The organism is Alteribacillus sp. YIM 98480 (assembly GCF_009765375.1).
GTDB lineage: Bacteria > Bacillota > Bacilli > Bacillales > Marinococcaceae > Alteribacillus.
Genome location: NZ_VTOK01000016.1, coordinates 1 through 19,143 on the forward strand (window position 1 = coordinate 1; position 19,143 = coordinate 19,143).

Here is a 19,143-nt window from a genome sequence, read left to right on the forward strand (position 1 = left end):
GCACCTGCACAAAACGTATCCCCACGGCCTCTTACAACCAAAGCTCGCACTTCATCGTCATTCTCCGCCTTTTCTATCACTTCTGCCATTTCATTCAGCATCTCCCAGTTTATGCAATTCCGTTTCTCTGGGCGATTCAGCCAAAGTGTTGCTACACCATTTTCCTTCTCGTATTCTATAAACTTATACATTTTTACACTCTCCTTTTTTGTTGATTAAATTTTATTACAGAAATTTTAAGAATAAATGTGTTACTAGATAGCTCTCCTCTCTAAAAAACTCTAAATTTTCATTGATATAACTCAACATCACCTCCTTTATTAGAAGTCCAGCCTGCTGTGCGAACAGCACGTAAAGCAAACCCTAAAGATAATGCCAGCCCGCCAGCATAGCCGCGATTAAAAACATTACCAACATCTGCCCCAGCCACTAACAAACCTGGTATTGGCTCTCCTTTTTCGTTAAGAGCGCGAGATTTATTATCAACTAAAAGTCCTCCATGAGTAAAGCTGATAGCCGGCTCAACTACAAGAGCATAATAAGGAGGTTGATTTAATGGTCGCTGATCATATATTCGTGGTGGATCGAGCTTTTCTGGACATTTTTGTATGGCATGATTATATTCATTTATACTTTGAACCACTTTTTCTCCATCCATGTTCCACTTAGATATAACGTTTTTTAATTTTTCTAAGTCAGATACCTTATCACCATATGCACCATGTTGTAGAGCAACCTCCAACCGGTCTTCTGTATCTGCACCAAGCACAAATGCTTTTAAAACATGTTCCTGCTGTACGTGGTCATCCCAAACTAGCACCCCTCGGGCATTAGGTTGAAAGGTCAATTCGTTTGAATTACGAAAGTCGCCTTGACTTTCATCAGTAAAACGTTCTCCATTTTCGTTAAACAGAAGAGAATAATCGCTGTGATACTGAGAAAGCCGGGTGAATAAAGATGGATGATCAAGGTCTGTTGGTGAACTTACCAAGTGACCATAAAAACCCGTATTTTCACTAGCCCAAGCTCCACCGGTTTCAAGACCCAAACGAATACCATCGCCTGTACTCCCCGTATTTGATCGCAGCGGGATGGAACGTGCATTACTATGAATTCGTTCCGCTCTCAGATCTGGATTCGCCTGAAATCCTCCTGTGGCAAGAATGACCGAATCCGCTTTTACCTCCATCATCTCTCCATCATCAAGAATTAGTGCCCCCTCCACTTTTCCATCCAAATTTTTAAGAAGTTTCTTTACTTCTACTCCCAAAGCCACATGTCCACTTGCTTTGCGAACTAATTTTACACAATCTTGCATGTGGCCTGTTACGTTAAATTGATAACCATTCCCGTGCAGAACTTTAGTGGGTTTAGAGAGAAGCATGTCTCGCTCACGCATCCAATTTACGCCCTCTGCAAAATTATCTTTCACAACCTGCCCTAAGTCTGGATCTCCATCATCCCAGCCTCGCCGAACACGATCATCGAGTACAGTCCAGAGAAACCCAGCATATTGAGCAGAACCTCCAATCTCAGTTTGTTTCTCTGCCACTAACACTTTCGCTCCAGCTTCAGCTGCACGCCCCGCTGCAGATAATCCTGCCATTCCAGCCCCTATAACTATCATGTCAAATTCAAGTTTGTTCATTTGTTGATTTAATCCCATTTATCAAACTCTCCTTTATACATTTTCAATTTTATAATTACATTAAAAATATAAAATAGGGGTAACATTAAGAATTTTATAAAATTTAATTATAAAAACATAGATGTACAGTTGTCACACTGTTCGTCATTATTCATGATACCAATTTTAATAAAAGCCATTAATTCATCAATTAACTCATCATTAATTTCTCTTTGATCCCACAGTACCCACTTCATTCCGAGATAATTAGCAATCCCCATAAAGCAATGAACGAGCAGCTCCACATTTATTGGCCTAATTTCTCCATTGTCTAAAGACTTTTTTAAACGTTTCATATAACTGTTTGTAAATTTACTGAATAACTTTTGATGCAGTTCTTTGTCGACAAATTCAGCTTGAGGAAATAAACTATACCAATATGGCCGTTCTTCAAGAAACATAAACAACGCTTTAAATCCTTCTCTTTCTACTTTAATTCTATCATCAGCAGTTTCTGTTCTTTGCTTGATAAACTTAATCAATTCATTTTGCATTCTCCATAGTAAGTCCTCAAAAATTTGGTACTTTGATTCATAATAGTTATAAAAACTACCTAAGGAGACTCCTGCTCGCTGAGTGATTTCAGTAATGCTAGCTTGATGATAACCATAATTACCAAAAATATATTCTGCAGAACTCAACAGTTTATCTCTTGTTTGCATTCCTTTTTTTGTTTTAGGTTCCAAATGTTCTTTTTCCTCCAAAATATTATTCTAATACTCGAATCATGTTTCATAAATAATTATATAAACTGCTTTTTATTAAATCCTTTTATTTCCCCTGATAATTTTCCGATGAGACATAAACTCTTTATTCTAAACGTTCAATTATCGTAGCATTTGCCATGCCTTGACCTTCGCACATCGTTTGAAGACCATATCTGGCACCTGTTCTATCCATTTCATTTATCATAGTAATCATTAGTCTTCCGCCACTAGCCCCTAACGGATGACCGAGGGATATTGCTCCTCCATTTGGATTTAATTTTAACGGGTCCGCTCCCGTTTCTTTGAGCCAAGCAAGGGGCACTGACGCAAATGCTTCATTCACTTCAAAATGATCAATATCATTAATGGTAAGACCTGCTTTCTTTAGCACTTTTTCTGTTGCTGGAATAGGACCTGTTAACATGAGGGTCGGATCAGAACCAACTACACTGCGAGCGAGCACTCGAAATTTTGGCTTCAACCCATGTTTTTCTGCTTTTTCCCGGGACATTAACAAAAGTGCAGATGCTCCATCACTAATTTGACTAGAGTTACCTGGATGAATTTTTCCATTTTCGACAAAAGATGGCTGCAGACTTGCTAATTTTTCTATACTACTATTTGTTCTTGGACCTTCATCATCTTTAATCGTTTCTGAAACATTACTTTCAGGCATCATCACATTCAAAGGCATGATCTCATTTGTAAAGCGTCCTTCTTTTTGAGCAGCTATTGCTTTTTCATGACTTTCTAGTGAAAATTCATCCAATTGTTCTCGATTAAATTTCCATTTATCAGCAATTCTTTCAGCTGATAATCCTTGATTAATGATTTCATATCGTGAGGTTAATTCATCGCTGAAGTCAATCCCTTGTGCATTCGAAAGCATAGGTACGCGCGACATAGATTCAACGCCTCCTGCAACTACTACCTCCATATCCCCGCTTGCAATGGCTTGGGCAGCAAAATGTACTGCCTGCTGACTCGAACCACATTGTCTATCTATGGTTGTTCCAGGTACTTCTATCGGATAATCAGCAATTAAAGAAGCAATCCTCGCTACATCCAAAGCCTGTTCACCCACTTGGGAAACGCAACCAAAAATAACGTCTTCAATTACACTAGGTTCCACATTTGCACGATCTACAAGTTCTCTTAACGTTTTAGCTGCTAACTCATCAGCACGAATTCCACTAAGTTTTCCATTTCGCTTTCCAACCGGTGTTCTCACAGCTTCCACAATTACTGGCTCATTCATTGTGTCTCTTCCTCTCCTATCCTTAATTTAATATGAAGTATTTTGATTTTTCAAACTATGAAGTATGTCAGTTGCTTCATAGTTAATGGTAGTGATTTTCTACATAGTGCTTGGTAACCACAGTGCAATACTTGGAAATGCTGTTAACAATAGTAACATCACTATAATGGGAATAATAAATCGAGCAGCACCCTTAAAAATATCTTCTAGACGTAAATCTGAAACGGCTCCTTTTAACACAAAACAATTCATCCCTATTGGAGGAGTGATTAATGCTAACTCAATAATAATGACTATCCACACTCCAAACCAAATCAAATCAAATCCTAATGCTTGAATAATTGGAAGTATTATTGGTATTGTTACTACAATCATAGCTAAAGCGTCCATTACCGCTCCTAATATTAGATACATTAACATAATCAACAATATAACGCCCCAAACTGGAAGATTTGATGCTGTTATTACCGAGGCCATAAATTCAGGCAGATGTGTTAAAGCAAGAAAATAATTTAAAACAAAAGCACCAAGTACAATTGCAAATAGGAACCCGGTGGTTCTCAGCGTGCGTTCTAAAGCTTGCACTAATGTTCTAAAATTCAATTTCTTTTTTAAACTAGCAAGAATTAATGCAACAAAGGCTCCAGCGCCGGCTGCTTCTGTTGGGCTAAACCACCCCACATACATTCCTCCAATAACCACTACGAACAAAGCAATAAACCAAATGGTAGATTTGATGGATATAAATTTTTCTTTCCAACTATATGATATAGTATTATCTGGTGCTAGTTTAGGCTGCACTCTGACTGTGATTATAATTGTTAATATGAAAAGTAATGCCAGAACGATACCTGGAACAATACCAGCAATTAATAATTTACCAATTGATTGTTCCGTAATAATTCCATAAATAATAAAAGCTCCACTTGGTGGGATTAAAATTCCTAAAGTACCACCGGACACTATGGTTCCACTACTAAACTTGTCATCATAACCTGCCTTATTCATCTCTCTTTGAGCGATAACCCCCATCGTTCCTGTCGAAGCAACACTAGAACCAGAGGCTGCTGCAAACAATGCGGAAGCGCCAATAGTAGAAGTAGCCAATCCACCTTTCATTTTGCCAAACCACTTGCGAAAGGTGTCAAACAGTTCCGTACTTATCCCTGAAATAAACAATAATTCCCCCATTAAGATAAACATTGGAATCGTACTAAAAGTGTAACTAAAACTATGCGACCAAATAATAGTTTCTAAAGTTGTTTCAACTGCACCCCATCCACGAATGTAAAAAACACCGAGAACTCCAGGAACGATGAGAGAAATGCTAATGGGAAACTTTAAAAACATCAATATAAACATCAATGCAATACCAATAACTCCTATCCATTCAACTGGCATTTTCCTTCTCCTCTCCTGTAGAGTTCCTTTGTTTAGTAAATAATGTAATAATTGTATAGATTGTTTTTAGTAATGCTTCCAATCCCCATAAATAAAAGCCAATAGCTAGTAAAAATTGAAAGGGATAATGAGGAATTTGTAATAACGAAGTTTTTATTTGCATTCCCGACAAGCTACTTATCCCTGCATTGAACTGCACAGTGCCCAGCAGCATACAAACTGCGAAAACAGAAATATTTACAAACATATTAATCACAGTTTGCTTATTCGTGTGGAGACGATCGACTAACAAACCGACTTTAATATGGGAATCAATAGATTCAGCATAGGCAAGCCCTAGTCCTATGAGCACAACCATCATCAATTCAACTAACTCATAGTCTCCAATGATGGGTGCATTAAAAACGGCTCTGGAGATAATAGAAACTGTTATTAACACCATCATTAATAAAATTGTGAACAAAGCTCCCCACTTGGTAATGCGGGTTAATATGCCAATGACATTGTTTAAGTAGTGCACATTCCCTCCCCCTTCAATAAAGTCCGAATAATTCGTTACTTTGTCTGTTCCAATCGTTAGAGATAAACGGTTCTCACCCACTAATATCCGATTATCTCAACGCGATTGAAATATTTTCCTCCCTCTTTTTTACTGCTTACAATTCAAATGGTGGTTCTATACCTTCTTCTTCCATTATGTTTAGGAATTCATCCATTAATTCTTGCCCATTGTATCCTTTTTCGTCTGCTTCATTAATCCAATTATTCCACACGTCTTTTGCGGGTCCCACAAACTCTTGAATTTGTTCATCACTGGGTTCTATAATTTCACCTTTTCCTTTAATTTCTTCCGTGATCTTTTCGAGACTTTCCTTTTTAGATTGTGTATAAGCATCTCTTAATAACTCTGCTATCTTTGGATTAAACTCCTCTTCAAACTGTTGCTGCAACTCTGGGGATAAGGTGTTAAATTTTTCTAGATTCATAAAAGCAGAGCCTGCAACAGTAGAGATAGGAATATTGGTATAGTAAGGCGCGGGTTCATGAAGTTTTTGTGAATACGAACCTGCAATGGCGTAAATTCCTACATCAACGGTGCCTCTATCTAAGGCAGTATATAAATCTTCAATAGCCATCGACACTGGAGTCGCTCCCCATTCGTTAAGAATAGGTTCCCAGCTCGGTGCTTGAAGCAAGGTTCGTTTATTCTGTAAGTCTTCTACTGTGTGAATAGGTTCGGAACTGATTATTACTGCTGGATCAGTAGTGTAAGCACCTAAAAATTTTAATCCCATTTCTTCAAAGTCTTCTTTTACTTTTTCATCAACATATCTCCGCACAACTTTAGTAATTTCAGCATGATCATCTGTATTTACAAAAGCAAAAGGCAAATCAAGAATAGTCATTTTAAAAAGAGGAGTATCTGGATAAAACTGTCCTACCGTGACTCCTAAGTCATAAGCTCCTCCACTTACATCTTTAATCACTTGAGTGGATTCTCCTAAAACACTACCAGATTGAATGTCAATGTTAACTGAACCCTCTGTCTCTTCCTGCACATATTCTGCCCACGGTTCGAAACCCTCTGTTACTACTGGATGTGTACCAGGAATCCATAATCCCCCTTGAATGTCAACTTCCTCGCTTTGACCATTATTATTTCCGTTATCTTTAGCTTCGCTGCTGCTCTCAGACGTTTGATTACTTCCGCATCCTGCTAGTGAAAAAAGCACCGCTGCAATAGTTATGAAAATAAACTTGTAGTTCCAACATTTCATTGAAAACCCCCCTAGGAATTTATTTTTTCATAAGATTTTCACCAACGAAAACCAGCAGTTAAACCACTATCTAGTACAATGGCAGAGCCTGTAGCAACCGGCCATTGTGTTAAATCTACAACAGCCTGAGCGATGTCATTTGGACTTCCACTCTTACCGAGCGGAACATGCTTATCCACTAAAGTGTGAGCATGATCTTCTGTCATATTAGTGTTAACAAATCCCGGGCAAATTGCAACAACTCTAATATTATTAGGAGCTAAGTCCATCGCTGCTGCTTTTGTTAACATAACTAAGCCCCCCTTGGATGCACAATAACTTGCGCGGTTATTAAAACCTACTAAACCAGCAACAGAAGCCACGTTAATAATCAAGCATTCACTTTCGGTTTCAGCCATTACACGTCCAGTCTCACGCATGAAATAGAATGGTCCAGAAAGATTAACCCGTAGAGTTGTCTCCCACTCCTCATCCGTAGAATGGAGGATGGATGTGGCCCAACGTACACCAGCATTATTGACAAGTAGTCTTAAACGTGAAGAATCAATTTCACTAAGCATTTGTTTTATAAAAGTGGAATCACCAACATCACCATTTTTTTTGATCAAGCTTTTATCCCCAGTTTTTTGTTCAAGTTGATCAAGACCCTCTTCATCTAAGTCAACCGCCACTACTATATAACCTTCATTTACTAAACGAAGTGCTATAGCTTGGCCCATACCATGTGCTGCACCAGTAACAATCGCAAATTGTGACATTTCACTCCTCCTAACCTTCCTTGTTGAAATGCAATAACAAAATTAGTAAGCGTTTTCATAATTGCTTTTTTAATAGAGGTCAAGCAGTATAGGATTTAGCCTGTCTCAAATTACCTATGATCTCATATTAATTTGAAAAACCTTTCTACTTTATTGCGTATTTAGAAAATTTAGCCTGGCCGCTAAAATGGTATCTTGTGGGAATGACGGTACATCTTGTACATTGAATTCCCTCGTTGCTTATTGTAGAAAATAAATTATTATCTTAACAATCGTTAATTATTGATTGGTTTACCTATCTCTCGTTGATGAAAAGATAGGTAAAAATAGAATTTCTAAAAGTGTGAAAGGAAGCCTATTAATAGATTCAAATATTATGTTATTAATACCTGAATCATATTTCAATTAAAGTGAAATATGTTGAGTTTCAAGTAAGCTGCGTTTTGTATTTATCAATCTTTTATTTTAATATTTTAAACATGTTTAAAATTCTAACATTTATGCCAAAAAAGAATATTTAATTGTACCTTTCTTTGGATCCTTAAAGTCCAATATTTTTAGCTATAATGTTTTTCATTATTTCATTCGTCCCTGCAAAAATGGAGTAGACTGGAATGTCTCTAAATCGTCTAGCGATTTTGTATTCTTCCATGTATCCGTAACCTCCGTGAAGTTGCATACAAGTATTTGACACTTCACGAGCCATTTCTGTAATCCAATATTTTGCCATTGATACTTCTGTTACTATGTTCTTTTCTTCTATATGCTTAACGATAAGGTCATCCAAAAATGTTCGGGCAATCTTTACTTTTGTTGCTATTTCAACTAGTTGGAACTGAGTGTTTTGGAATTTACTGATCGGCCTGCCAAATGCTTTACGTTCTTGTACATAACTCAAAGTTGTTTGAAGCATATCTTCCGCTGCCGCCAAAGCGGTTATCGCAGTCAACAACCTTTCTTGCTGTAATTTGTCCATCAAATAAGTAAACCCTTTTCCCTCTTCGCCTAGTAAATTTTCAACAGGGATACGTGCATTATCAAAATACAATTCTGCTGTGTCTGAACTTCGCATTCCTACTTTATCCAGCTTTCTTGTAACCTCTACCCCAGGAGTGTCTCGGTCTACAATCAGGATGCTGATTCCCTTGTGTACAGGTTCAGCATGTGGGTTCGTTTTACAAGCTAATACATACACATCTGCCTGAACTCCATTTGTTATGAAAGTCTTAGAACCATTTAAGATATAATGATCATCTTCTTTAATCGCCGTTGTTTTAATATTAGCTAAATCTGAACCTGCTCCAGGTTCACTTATAGCAATGGCAGAGATCATTTCACCGGAAGAAAATTTTGACAAATATTTTTCTTTTTGCTTTTCTGTTGCAAATGAGTCCAAGTAAGGGCCTACTACATCAGAATGAGTAGAAAAACCTATCAATCCTGAACCTACTTTTTCAAACTCTTCCGCCATAATTACAGAAAAACCGAAGTCCACTCCCATCCCACCGTATTCCTCTTCTACCCACTGTGCAAGAAAACCATTCTCTCCCACTTTTTTCCAAAAATCTCTTGGTATCATTCCGTCTTTTTCCCATTGTTCAAAGTAAGGCTCCGCTTCTTTTTCAAGGAATTTTCTCAATGCCTTTTGATATTGATAATGTTCTTCATTGAAAAAAGGTCTTTCATTGACTGTACTTTTTAATTCTAATGTCTTAACCAAACTATACCTCCGTTCTGGCGTTCAAGTCTTATATAGTGCTATTAAAAATAATTTCACAGATCTTCAGTCACTTGCTAATTATTCTGAAAATTCTCTTTTGTCTTCAAATATGAAAGGTGATTCACCTTTTATGTTATGACAATTTTTCATGCTTGTCAATATAGATGAATCAACTTTCTTGTATTACTGCAATCATGTTACATATTTACTAAAGCATGCGTTTTATTTTAGGTTTTGTTCAGGGGCAATACCAAACTTTATAAAACTCATTAATTCTTCTATAAGGTCATCATCCACGTCTTTTTTATCCCATATAATCCACTTCATACCAATGTAATTTGTGATTCCTATAAAACTGTAAACAAGTATTTCTGGATCCACAGGCCGGATTTCTCCTTTATTTATAGAGTCTTGTATACGTAGGACATAAGATTCTGCAAACTTTTCAAATATCTCTTGGTATAGCTTTTTATCAACAAATTCAGCTTGCGGAAATAAGCTATACCAGTACGGCCGTTCTTTTATAAAATCAAAAAACGCCTTAAACCCTTCTTTTTCCAACTCTATTCTATTTTGTATTCCTATTGTTCTTTTTTTTATTACCTCAATTAACCCTCTAACCATTTCCCAAAGCAGTGTTTCAAAAATATGAAACTTCGATTCAAAGTACGTATAAAAACTTCCAAGAGATACTCCTGCATTTTGTGTAATTTCAGTAATACTGCTTTGGTGATAACCATTTTTTCCAAAAACGTATTCTGCTGATCTCAAAAGTTTGTTCCTTGTTTGCATCCCCCTGTGTGTTTTAGGTGTAAACGTCTCATTTGACAATAATATTCTCTCCCTTCTCCAAGCCTTTTTTATTAATCAGAGTTTTAGGAATGTTTCTAATTAGTTATGATATTAAATTATAATCCAGCATTTACTCGGACAACTATATAGCAATGCCTCGAAAAATAATCAAAATTATTATACCTAAAATATTAAATACAAGAAAGAAATGGCAATACAGCCTTATGTAATGTGTCATAACAATATTTAGAGCAATTTTCTTAAAAATAAATAAATTTCTATTTATAATCGCAGTATTAATGCTCTATTATACATATATTGTCTCTTTATTTCTAAATTAAAACTTCTCTTCTTAGAATAATTGAAGCATATGTATGCTCTTTTTCACGTTCAATAAAGTACTTCTACAAGCATTTAATATTCTTTTTCTGCATATTGATTACTACTTTGTCCACCATCTATTGGTATAACTGCCCCATTAATAAAGGCAGCTTCTCCTGATAATAGAAATGCAACCAAATTAGCTACTTCTTCAGGATCACCTAATCGTTGTGCTGGAATGCCTCGCGCGTGATCACGGACAGCTGCTTCCCAATCAGTTGGATTGATTTCTTGAAACGTCCTTTGAAGCATCCTTGTTAAAATAGGACCAGGTGCCACTGCATTGACGCTTATTCCAAATTTCGCATATTCAATAGCTGCATTCTTTGTTAGTCCGGCAACACCGTGTTTAGTTGCTACATAAGCAGGTTGATTCACAATGCCACGAATACCTGCTACCGATGCTGTGTTGATAACAGTACCTTTTCCTAGATTCCTCATAACTGGAAGTACATATTTTAATCCATAGAAGACACCATTTAAATTAATATCTACAACTTTTAAAAAATCAGAACTATCATATTCTCCAATTAATGATTTTTTCCCGACAATCCCAGCATTGTTGTAAAATCCATCCAATCTATTAAAGTGTTCCAGGGTGTCTTTCACATACTTCTTAACCGAGTCCTCATTTGAAACATCAGCCTCCAAAAGCAGAAGTTCAGGCTTCGTGTCGTTATACATAATAAAATCTCTTGTTTCTTCCAGACCGTCTTTATTTACGTCAACAAGTGAAAGCTTTGCTCCTTCAGAAGCTAACTTTATTGCAGAAGCACGACCAAGCCCTGATCCGGCACCGGTAATCAACACAACTTTCTGCTCAAAACGTTTACTCAATGCTATTTCATCTCCTTCTTTGCTAATGGAAGCTATGTTTACTGTCCTTTATCTCCAAAGTTGAATGCGCTTACAACATTTTCTTTCAAAGATACAAAAATTTACAAACTATATTGTTTGTGTATCAATTATTTTAAAGGCATGTTTCATTAAGATTTGAATGGATTGATCTAGCGCTCCAAATCGGCTGTCGTTTGTTTGACCGTTATACCAGCGATAATATATTTGTTGTTGAACCGCAGCAATTTTAAAATAGGTAAATGCTAAATGAAAATGAATTGGGGGAATATCCCTTCCGGTTGTTAATGAGTAGCGCTGAATGAACTCCCTGCGTGAAATAAAACCCGGGGTCGTTGTCACTGATGGCAAGCTTTCTTTCAACTCAACCGAATCGTTTGGCTCTGTCCAATAAGCAAGTGCTGCTGCTAAATCCATTAAAGGGTCGGCTACGGTCGCCATTTCCCAGTCAAACACTGCTTCCACTTTTCCAATGTCTTCATTGGAAAACATCATGTTGTTTAATTTATAATCATTGTGAATAATCGAAGCATGTTTAGAATTTGGAATATTGTTAAGAAACCATTTGGCTAGTCTTTCAAATTCAGGAATTTCATGTGTTTTACTTTTTTGATAACGTTTGATCCATCCATGAACTTGACGTTTAATAAATCCCTCTGGTCGCCCGAAGTTTTCAAATCCTGCTTTCTTGTAATCTATCTGATGAAGCTTTGCAAGTGTGTCTACTGATGCGTGAGATATTTTTTTACATGTTTCTTCTGTTGCTGGCAAATCTGGCGGGAATACTTTGTCCAATACTACTCCTTTTTTATGTTCCATAACATAAAACGGAGCGCCTATTACAGTTTTATCATCACTAAAAATATAAGGCTTTGGAATGTAAGGAAAAACTGGATATAGTTTCTGGAGTAACGTATATTCTCTTTCCATATCATGCGCCTTTGGAGGCAAGGGACCTAGTGGAGGACGCCGTAATACTACTTCTATATCTCCGCAGTGTATCAGGTACGTTAAATTAGAAAAACCAACGGAAAACTGTGTGACTTCAAGCTGCTCATCCGGCCACCAACTAACGTTTTGTCTCATAAAGGAATGAAATGTTTCTCTATCAAAATCTTCCCCTTTTCGTACAGATATAGTTACATCATTGTTTTGAGTTCCCACATTATCACCCACTTTCTATTAACTTTTTTAAACCATATCTATTGCTTTTTTATTACTTTTCTTGATTTCTTGTTTCGCCACTGAATTGCGATGAACTTCATCGGGTCCATCTGCAAGACGAATGGTACGTGCGACAGCCCAGAATTTAGCAAGAGGAAAGTCTTGGCTGACACCGCCTCCGCCATGCACCTGGATTGCCCTATCTAATACTTTAAAAGCCATTTCTGGAGCCACCACTTTAATCATCGCAATCTCTTGTTTCGCTTCTTTATTTCCAACTTTATCCATCTTATGTGCTGCTTTCATCGTTAATAGACGAGCTTGTTCAATTTCTATACGTGAATCAGCAATCCATTCACGTATAACTCCTTTTTTCGATACAGCAGATCCAAAAGTTTCACGCTTTTCTGCTCGTTTAATCATTAACTCCAATGCTCGTTCAGCTGCGCCTATTAAACGCATACAGTGATGAATTCTTCCCGGACCTAGTCGCCCTTGAGCAATAGCAAATCCTTTACCTTCTTCCCAAAGCATATTCGAGGCAGGCACACGTACGTTTTCAAACAAAACTTCTGCATGACCATGAGGCGCATCATCATAACCAAATACATTTAATGTACGTAAAACTTTTACACCTGGAGTGTCCATTGGAACCAATATCATGGATTGCTGTTCATAAGTTGGGGCATCAGGGTTAGTTTTTCCCATCACAATCAATACTCTACAGCGAGGATCTGGAGCACCTGATGTCCACCATTTACGACCATTAATAACATAATAGTCACCCTCCCTTGAAATGTTAGCTTCAATGTTTGTGGCGTCAGATGAAGCAACAGCCGGTTCAGTCATAGCAAAGGCAGAGCGTATTTCTCCTTCTAATAAAGGAATGAGCCATTTCTTCTTTTGTTCCTCCGTTCCATACCGGTCAATAATTTCCATATTTCCAGTGTCTGGAGCACTACAATTAAAAATTTCAGGTGCCATAAGCATAGACCTTCCCATAACCTCACATAACGGAGCAAACTCAAAATTTGTTAACCCTTTTCCGTTTTCACTATCAGGAAGGAAAAGATTCCATAACCCCTTTTCTTTCGCTATAGCTTTAAGTTCATCTACAATGGGAGGAATTTGCCACCTAGATTCTCCGCTATTCAATTGATCATTATATGTTTTTTCATGCGGATAAATATATTCGTCCATGAATTCTTTAATTTGCTCTCGTAAATTCTCCACTTTATCACTGTACTCAAATTCCATTTTGCTTCTCCCCTTTTTTCTCCTTAATCCCTAAAAAATGGATTCTCTTTATTGAAAACCAACTTTCAACACAAGCCCCCTCCACTTGTCTATAAATTCTGAAATTTATAATTAGTAGTTAAAACATGAATCATGTTTCAATTTCATAATAGATAAAATTTTTCGAATTGTCAACTTTCTTCATTAATCTTTTCAAGCTGCTGAAAAGACTGCTTCTCGCGTTATTAACTAACATATTAATAAAACAAACGTTTCTTTAGTTTTATTGATCATCTAACCTATTCCATTCTGATAAGTTTGTTACATCGTGCTTCATGAATTTAACATTTTCGCCAAGTTCTTTTTTTAATGCTTTCCCTTCTTGTCCGCGAATAACGGTAAATACTACTTTTTGCTCCTTCATGAGAAACTATTCACATGAGATGCTCGCATCCTTCTTGTTCCACGGTAATTACAGCAATTTTACCCTCTATCCTTCCCATTTTCATGCCCCCTTCATTAGTATTTTAGAAATTAAAACCTAATATATGAATCACCTTTCAAGTTTAATAATACAAAAAGTGGGAATATTTTGTCAATGTTTTATAAAACACTATTTATTAGCTCATGAATTTTCAAATTTCTACTTAATTAACTTCCCCTAAAATTCTACCGAATTCAGGTAAGCACTTTTTTTAGCTTCATCTCTTGAACATGTCCATTGTTCTATATTTGTCTGCCTCTGTTTAACATAAAAAGTATTTTAAAGATAAATGTTGTGGATAGCGCTTTAACTTAATGCTTAATAATTAATAAATAAATTTTCCTATCCTAAATAAGATGGGAAATCATTGAGCAAAAATACAGTAAAATTCGAATAGCCCTCAATAAAAGACTCCTCTTGAGAGTCTACTTTATATCTCTTGAAGAGGAGTCGTTCTTTTTCTGTCATAATGAAATTATAGGCGATTAAGCAAAAGCGACCGTACATGGTGGATTTTCTCCTTATCTACGGAATTAACTCGTTGCACAAGTTAGCATCAAAATCGCTGTAATCGTGTGCAGGAGCCAATCACAGGAAATGCTGATATTATCGAGGTAATGATTCTAACAATGCTGGACGTTTTTGCTGTACGGTACAATAACGTAATAATATGAAGCATGACAACAGTTCCCAACGCTGAATATCCGCTAAAAATGACGATACTTCCTCCTATGAAAGGAATTGCTAACAGCGTTCAAATAAAAAAACAGAAAACTGAAAAAATTCTCCAACCTTCTGACGTCTATTAATAATTCTTGAAAAACCCACTCGTTTAGGTCTTAAGTATACATCGATTTTTATAACACTATCTTTACTACAATTTTATCGTTTTATGGAAAAATTCCTATATTCTTTTCCTGTTAATGATTTTTCATCATTTAGCCTAGTATTGCAGAAGATTTTTTCTAAATCCTCTGTTTTCTGCCTTCCTGCTTCGATATTTTGTAAGCTGAACTAGCTTTTACAAGGAATACTCCAAAAAAACGTTTATCGTTTTAGCTCCCCTTTTCTGTGTTTGCTTGGGGGCTTAGAAAAGATGGACTTATTCTTTGCAAAGTAAAACGCAGTCCTTGTTTCAGGACTGCGCGCAGTTTACTTGCCCTCTACGATCTCTTTAAATATTTCATATGAGCGTTTTTGTTTATCGGGTTCAAAAATGTAGGAGACCGCCATGATCTCATCAACGTTATATTTTTCTTGATACCTGCTCAGCTGGTCACGTACGGTATCTTTGCTCCCCATAAATGTCATGCTCGACATTGATTGAACGGCTTGTTTCTCCGCTGGCCCCCACATTTGATCCATATCATCTACTGGAGGACTTAATGGATTTTTTGAACCTTTTACGACATTTAAGAAAAATTGCTGCATGGTCGTCGATTCAAAAGCTGCTTGTTCATCGCTTTCTGCTGCAATCACATTCAGGCCGGCAATAATATATGGAGATTCCAAGTATTGAGATGGCTCGAAGTGATTGCGGTAAATCTCAAATGCTTCTTCCATATATTTTGGTGCAAAGTGAGAAGCAAAAGCATACGGCAAACCTAATTCTGCAGCTAAATATGCTGAATCCGGTGATGAGCCAAGAATATAAAGCGGAACATTCGTAGCAACGCCAGGATAAGCTCTTACATAATCCTGCCTTTCTTCAGGCCCGAAATATTTTAACAGCGCGTTTACATCCTTCGGGAAGGCATGAACCGATTCATTTTGAGAACGCCGGAGGGCAGCAGCAGTTAACATATCGGTGCCTGGAGCACGGCCGAGCCCCAAATCTAAGCGGTTCGGGTAGATCGATGCCATCGTTCCAAATTGTTCTGCAATGACCAAAGGCGAATGGTTTGGAAGCATAATTCCGCCAGATCCGACACGAATGCTTTTTGTGTGCTCTAATGTATGTTTAATTAAGATAGACGTAGCGGAACTCGCAAGCGTAGACGTATTGTGATGCTCGGCAATCCAATAGCGGGTATAGCCCAGCTTTTCTGCTGCCTGCGCTAAATCAACCATGGCTTCAATAGCTTCAGCAGACTCTTGTCCTTTACGAATAGGGACTAAATTTAAAATAGATACAGGAATGTTTATATTAGACATTGTCACGTTTCCTTTCCGGATGTAGTTCTTTCTTATCGTAACAATGAATTAACAAGACACCAAGATAAATGCTTATGTGGCAATAGCACTGATAACAAGGAACAATAACTATTGTAATTGTTTTAGGAGGGACCATTCCTAATATATATCCCATTTGCTGCTTTGATGGCCTGACATATAACGATTCTCGTTACTTGCTTATAAACATTTGTGTCCAGTAAACCGAATGACTGCCTCCTTCCGCATATCCCACACCTATGTGAGTGTACGACTCATTCAGGATATTCTCTCGATGACCAGGACTGTCCATCCACCCCTCCACCACTTGGCTGGCTGTTTGCTGACCCGCTGCGATATTTTCGGCTGCTGCTCGGAAATCCACATTATATTCTCGAAGCATTTCAAACGGGGAGCCATAGTTTGGAGAAGTATGTGAAAAGTATCCATTATTCCGCATGTCTCTTGATTTATGACGTGCAACTCTTGAGACTTCCCAATCCGCTTTCAGCTTAGGTAAGCCATGGTTCTGCCTTTCGATATTCGTTAACCTGATAACCTCTCTTTCAATTTGTTTTGTCTCATCAATTGACGGAACTTTCACGCGCTGTCCTGGATATATCAGGTCTGGATTTTCAATCTCCCTATTTGCACTTATAATCTCAGAAAGACCGATATTATATCTTACGCTGATTTTCCAAAGCGTGTCACCCGGTTGGACCGTGTAAAGGTCGTAGTCCTGAGCTTCTGTCTGAAACGGAAATACTGTTGACAATACGATAACGGTGATAATCATTTTTAATAATTTACTCATGTACGTACTTTCCCCAGCAAGAATTTATTCTATGCTAAAGAAAATTTGGCTAGCGCCAATTCTATAAGTGCAGGCGATTGCCTAGTTGCACTTATTCTGATTTCCTCAACATTTTGACGACGTCGATGATTTTTTATCAGTAAAAAGCTAAAAAGCGCAAGCGCATTGCTCACGAGCGACAAGTCCTGGAGGGGCGGCATATGGAAAGCTGATCTATACTTTCCATTGACGAACCGAAGGAATCTTGAGCTAGTAGGCGCTTGCACTAGACATGAAAACGCCAAATATTTATAATTTCTTACCATTTGAAAAAAACGAGACCGCTGCCGTCTCGGTTCCCTATTTTGGTATCCAAGCATTTTTTATTATTATTTTCACTTTGCATTTTTTTATAGTTTTCTCACTGTAAATTGATCACGAAGAACAGGCCAGTTTTGTGGAAACGGTATGCCAAGCACCCAATAACTTCCGCCTCTCAACCCGTACTCTTCGATCGTTTCATATTTCACCTGTATACTCCGGGCATCTTCAAACCACACTTCATGTTCCTGAGCCGTTTCATCCACATAGCGAAAGAAGGGGGATTGATAGGTTTCATCATATTCGATTGCCGCTCCGTAATCCGCTGCCAGCTGCAGTGCTTCCTGAGGACTTACCGTACGAGCGAAAGTACCTTCTACCCAGGGTATCCTCCAATCTCTTCCGTATAGCGGTATTCCCATTAAAATTTTTTCTCTTGGAATGACAGTTACCGCATAATCCAACACTTCTCTCACTTCATTAATCGGAGCGATTGCAAGCGGTCTTCCACCGGCCCATCCCCATTCATATGTCATCAGTACGACAAAATCAACAATCTCACCGTGAGCTGGATAATCATGGGCTTCATATAACAGCCCTTCCTGGTCGGCACGGTCTTTCGGTGCTAAAGCAGTAGATACCGTATACCCTTCCGGATGCAGCCTGGCCACTGTCCGTCGTAGAAAATTGTTATAGTTTTCTCTGTCTTCTGGATACACATATTCAAAATCATAATTAACACCTGTGTAGCCTTTGGTGTCCATTGTATCCAAGATGTTAGTGATCAGTATTTCCTGCAGCTCCGTGTTTCTGAGAATGGTTGCAGCGATATCGGAATCGAACGAGCCATTCGAAAAATTAGTCAATACGAGTAATGGTGCTGTATTCGTTGCTCTTGCTGCTTCTAACACCGCTATATCCTGCAGCTCCGTGATAGAACCGTCTTCTCGTATGGAGTAAGTGAATGGGGCTATATAGGTAAAGTTTCTTCCTAATGCAAGTACTTCACTGCTTCCTTCTTCATCCATGCTGGTTGTATAAGCATTAATATCTTTTACTGGTCTCAGTCTCCTTGGGATATAAAGAATCTGGCCGATAAAAAGCATGGTTGGGTCAGCGATATTGTTCACTGCAATAATTTGGTTCATGGACACTTCATACTGCTGTGCTATAGCCCATAAGCTTTCCCCCGGCTGAACCATGTGAGGAAAATAAGGAAGGACAAGCATCTCACCTATATAAAGGAAAGAAGGATTGGTGATTTGATTGATCTCCGCGAGCTCTTGAACCGAAACGCCATAACGCTGTGCGATCTCCCAGAGCGTATCACCAGCCTGTACGACGTATTCACGGCCAGGTTCAGGAATAACGAGCGCCTCCCCCACTACCAGTACATTAGAATTCTCCAATTGATTTACTAAAATGATTTGATTGATATCCGTTAGGTAACGCCGGGATATTGCCCATACTGATTCTCCAGCTTCCACCACATGAATCCGCATGATACCCTCACCTCACAGGCAGTCTCTTTTTACCATGCTATTCATGGGAGTCCCGTCCTATTATGTATTTCGGTTTTCCGTAAATTAGGTATGAAATAGAAGTCTAAAACTTCCATAAAAAGGAATATTTTAAAAAATAAAAACACAATGCCCTA

General features: G+C 37.8%; 17 protein-coding genes. All 17 read right to left on the minus strand.

Annotated features, from left to right (window positions below):
- Positions 1 to 191: enoyl-CoA hydratase/isomerase family protein (locus FZF09_RS18030; RefSeq protein ID WP_199256822.1), on the minus strand; the 191-nt coding region annotated here is incomplete at its 3' end.
- A 98-nt stretch (positions 192 to 289) separates the two neighbouring features.
- Positions 290 to 1,666, minus strand: coding sequence for an FAD-binding protein (locus FZF09_RS18035; protein WP_158737993.1), 1,377 nt, complete (start codon positions 1,664 to 1,666; stop codon positions 290 to 292).
- An 89-nt stretch (positions 1,667 to 1,755) separates the two neighbouring features.
- On the minus strand, positions 1,756 to 2,373 hold the full coding sequence (locus FZF09_RS18040) for a TetR/AcrR family transcriptional regulator (RefSeq protein ID WP_158737994.1): 618 nt from the start codon (positions 2,371 to 2,373) through the stop codon (positions 1,756 to 1,758).
- Between the two features lie 124 nt (positions 2,374 to 2,497).
- Entirely contained in the window at positions 2,498 to 3,652 is a 1,155-nt protein-coding gene (locus FZF09_RS18045) for a thiolase family protein (RefSeq protein ID WP_158737995.1), read from the minus strand.
- Positions 3,653 to 3,751: 99 nt separating this feature from the next.
- On the minus strand, positions 3,752 to 5,053 hold the full coding sequence (locus FZF09_RS18050) for a TRAP transporter large permease (protein ID WP_158737996.1): 1,302 nt from the start codon (positions 5,051 to 5,053) through the stop codon (positions 3,752 to 3,754).
- Positions 5,043 to 5,573: a TRAP transporter small permease gene (locus FZF09_RS18055; RefSeq protein WP_158737997.1), complete on the minus strand. Its 531-nt coding sequence runs from the start codon at positions 5,571 to 5,573 to the stop codon at positions 5,043 to 5,045. The genes FZF09_RS18050 and FZF09_RS18055 overlap by 11 nt, the downstream gene beginning before the upstream one ends.
- Positions 5,574 to 5,709: 136 nt before the next feature.
- Positions 5,710 to 6,831, minus strand: a complete 1,122-nt coding sequence (locus FZF09_RS18060; RefSeq protein WP_158737998.1) for a TRAP transporter substrate-binding protein — start codon at positions 6,829 to 6,831, stop codon at positions 5,710 to 5,712.
- A 38-nt stretch (positions 6,832 to 6,869) separates the two neighbouring features.
- On the minus strand, positions 6,870 to 7,589 hold the full coding sequence (locus FZF09_RS18065; RefSeq protein ID WP_158737999.1) for an SDR family NAD(P)-dependent oxidoreductase: 720 nt from the start codon (positions 7,587 to 7,589) through the stop codon (positions 6,870 to 6,872).
- 541 nt (positions 7,590 to 8,130) lie between these two features.
- On the minus strand, positions 8,131 to 9,309 hold the full coding sequence (locus FZF09_RS18070; protein WP_158738000.1) for an acyl-CoA dehydrogenase family protein: 1,179 nt from the start codon (positions 9,307 to 9,309) through the stop codon (positions 8,131 to 8,133).
- A gap of 222 nt (positions 9,310 to 9,531) precedes the next feature.
- The gene (locus tag FZF09_RS18075) at positions 9,532 to 10,080 is read right to left on the minus strand and encodes a TetR/AcrR family transcriptional regulator (protein WP_233269550.1); all 549 of its coding nucleotides are present in this window, start codon (positions 10,078 to 10,080) and stop codon (positions 9,532 to 9,534) included.
- A gap of 435 nt (positions 10,081 to 10,515) precedes the next feature.
- Complete coding sequence (locus FZF09_RS18080; protein ID WP_158738002.1) at positions 10,516 to 11,319, minus strand: SDR family oxidoreductase; 804 nt, start codon at positions 11,317 to 11,319, stop codon at positions 10,516 to 10,518.
- Positions 11,320 to 11,427: 108 nt separating this feature from the next.
- Entirely contained in the window at positions 11,428 to 12,501 is a 1,074-nt protein-coding gene (locus FZF09_RS18085) for a phosphotransferase family protein (protein WP_233269551.1), read from the minus strand.
- A 27-nt stretch (positions 12,502 to 12,528) separates the two neighbouring features.
- A complete protein-coding gene (locus FZF09_RS18090) occupies positions 12,529 to 13,758 on the minus strand; it encodes an acyl-CoA dehydrogenase family protein (protein ID WP_158738003.1) in 1,230 nt (409 codons plus the stop codon).
- A gap of 262 nt (positions 13,759 to 14,020) precedes the next feature.
- Positions 14,021 to 14,161, minus strand: coding sequence for a hypothetical protein (locus tag FZF09_RS18095; protein WP_158738004.1), 141 nt, complete (start codon positions 14,159 to 14,161; stop codon positions 14,021 to 14,023).
- Positions 14,162 to 15,373: 1,212 nt separating this feature from the next.
- Positions 15,374 to 16,375 carry an LLM class flavin-dependent oxidoreductase gene (locus FZF09_RS18100; RefSeq protein WP_158738005.1) on the minus strand — a complete coding sequence of 334 codons (1,002 nt, stop codon included), beginning with the start codon at positions 16,373 to 16,375 and terminating at the stop codon, positions 15,374 to 15,376.
- A 190-nt stretch (positions 16,376 to 16,565) separates the two neighbouring features.
- The gene (gene safA, locus FZF09_RS18105) at positions 16,566 to 17,186 is read right to left on the minus strand and encodes a SafA/ExsA family spore coat assembly protein (RefSeq protein ID WP_158738006.1); all 621 of its coding nucleotides are present in this window, start codon (positions 17,184 to 17,186) and stop codon (positions 16,566 to 16,568) included.
- Positions 17,187 to 17,575: 389 nt separating this feature from the next.
- Positions 17,576 to 18,988: a glycoside hydrolase family 18 protein gene (locus FZF09_RS18110; RefSeq protein WP_158738007.1), complete on the minus strand. Its 1,413-nt coding sequence runs from the start codon at positions 18,986 to 18,988 to the stop codon at positions 17,576 to 17,578.
- Between the last annotated feature and the right edge of the window lie 155 nt (positions 18,989 to 19,143).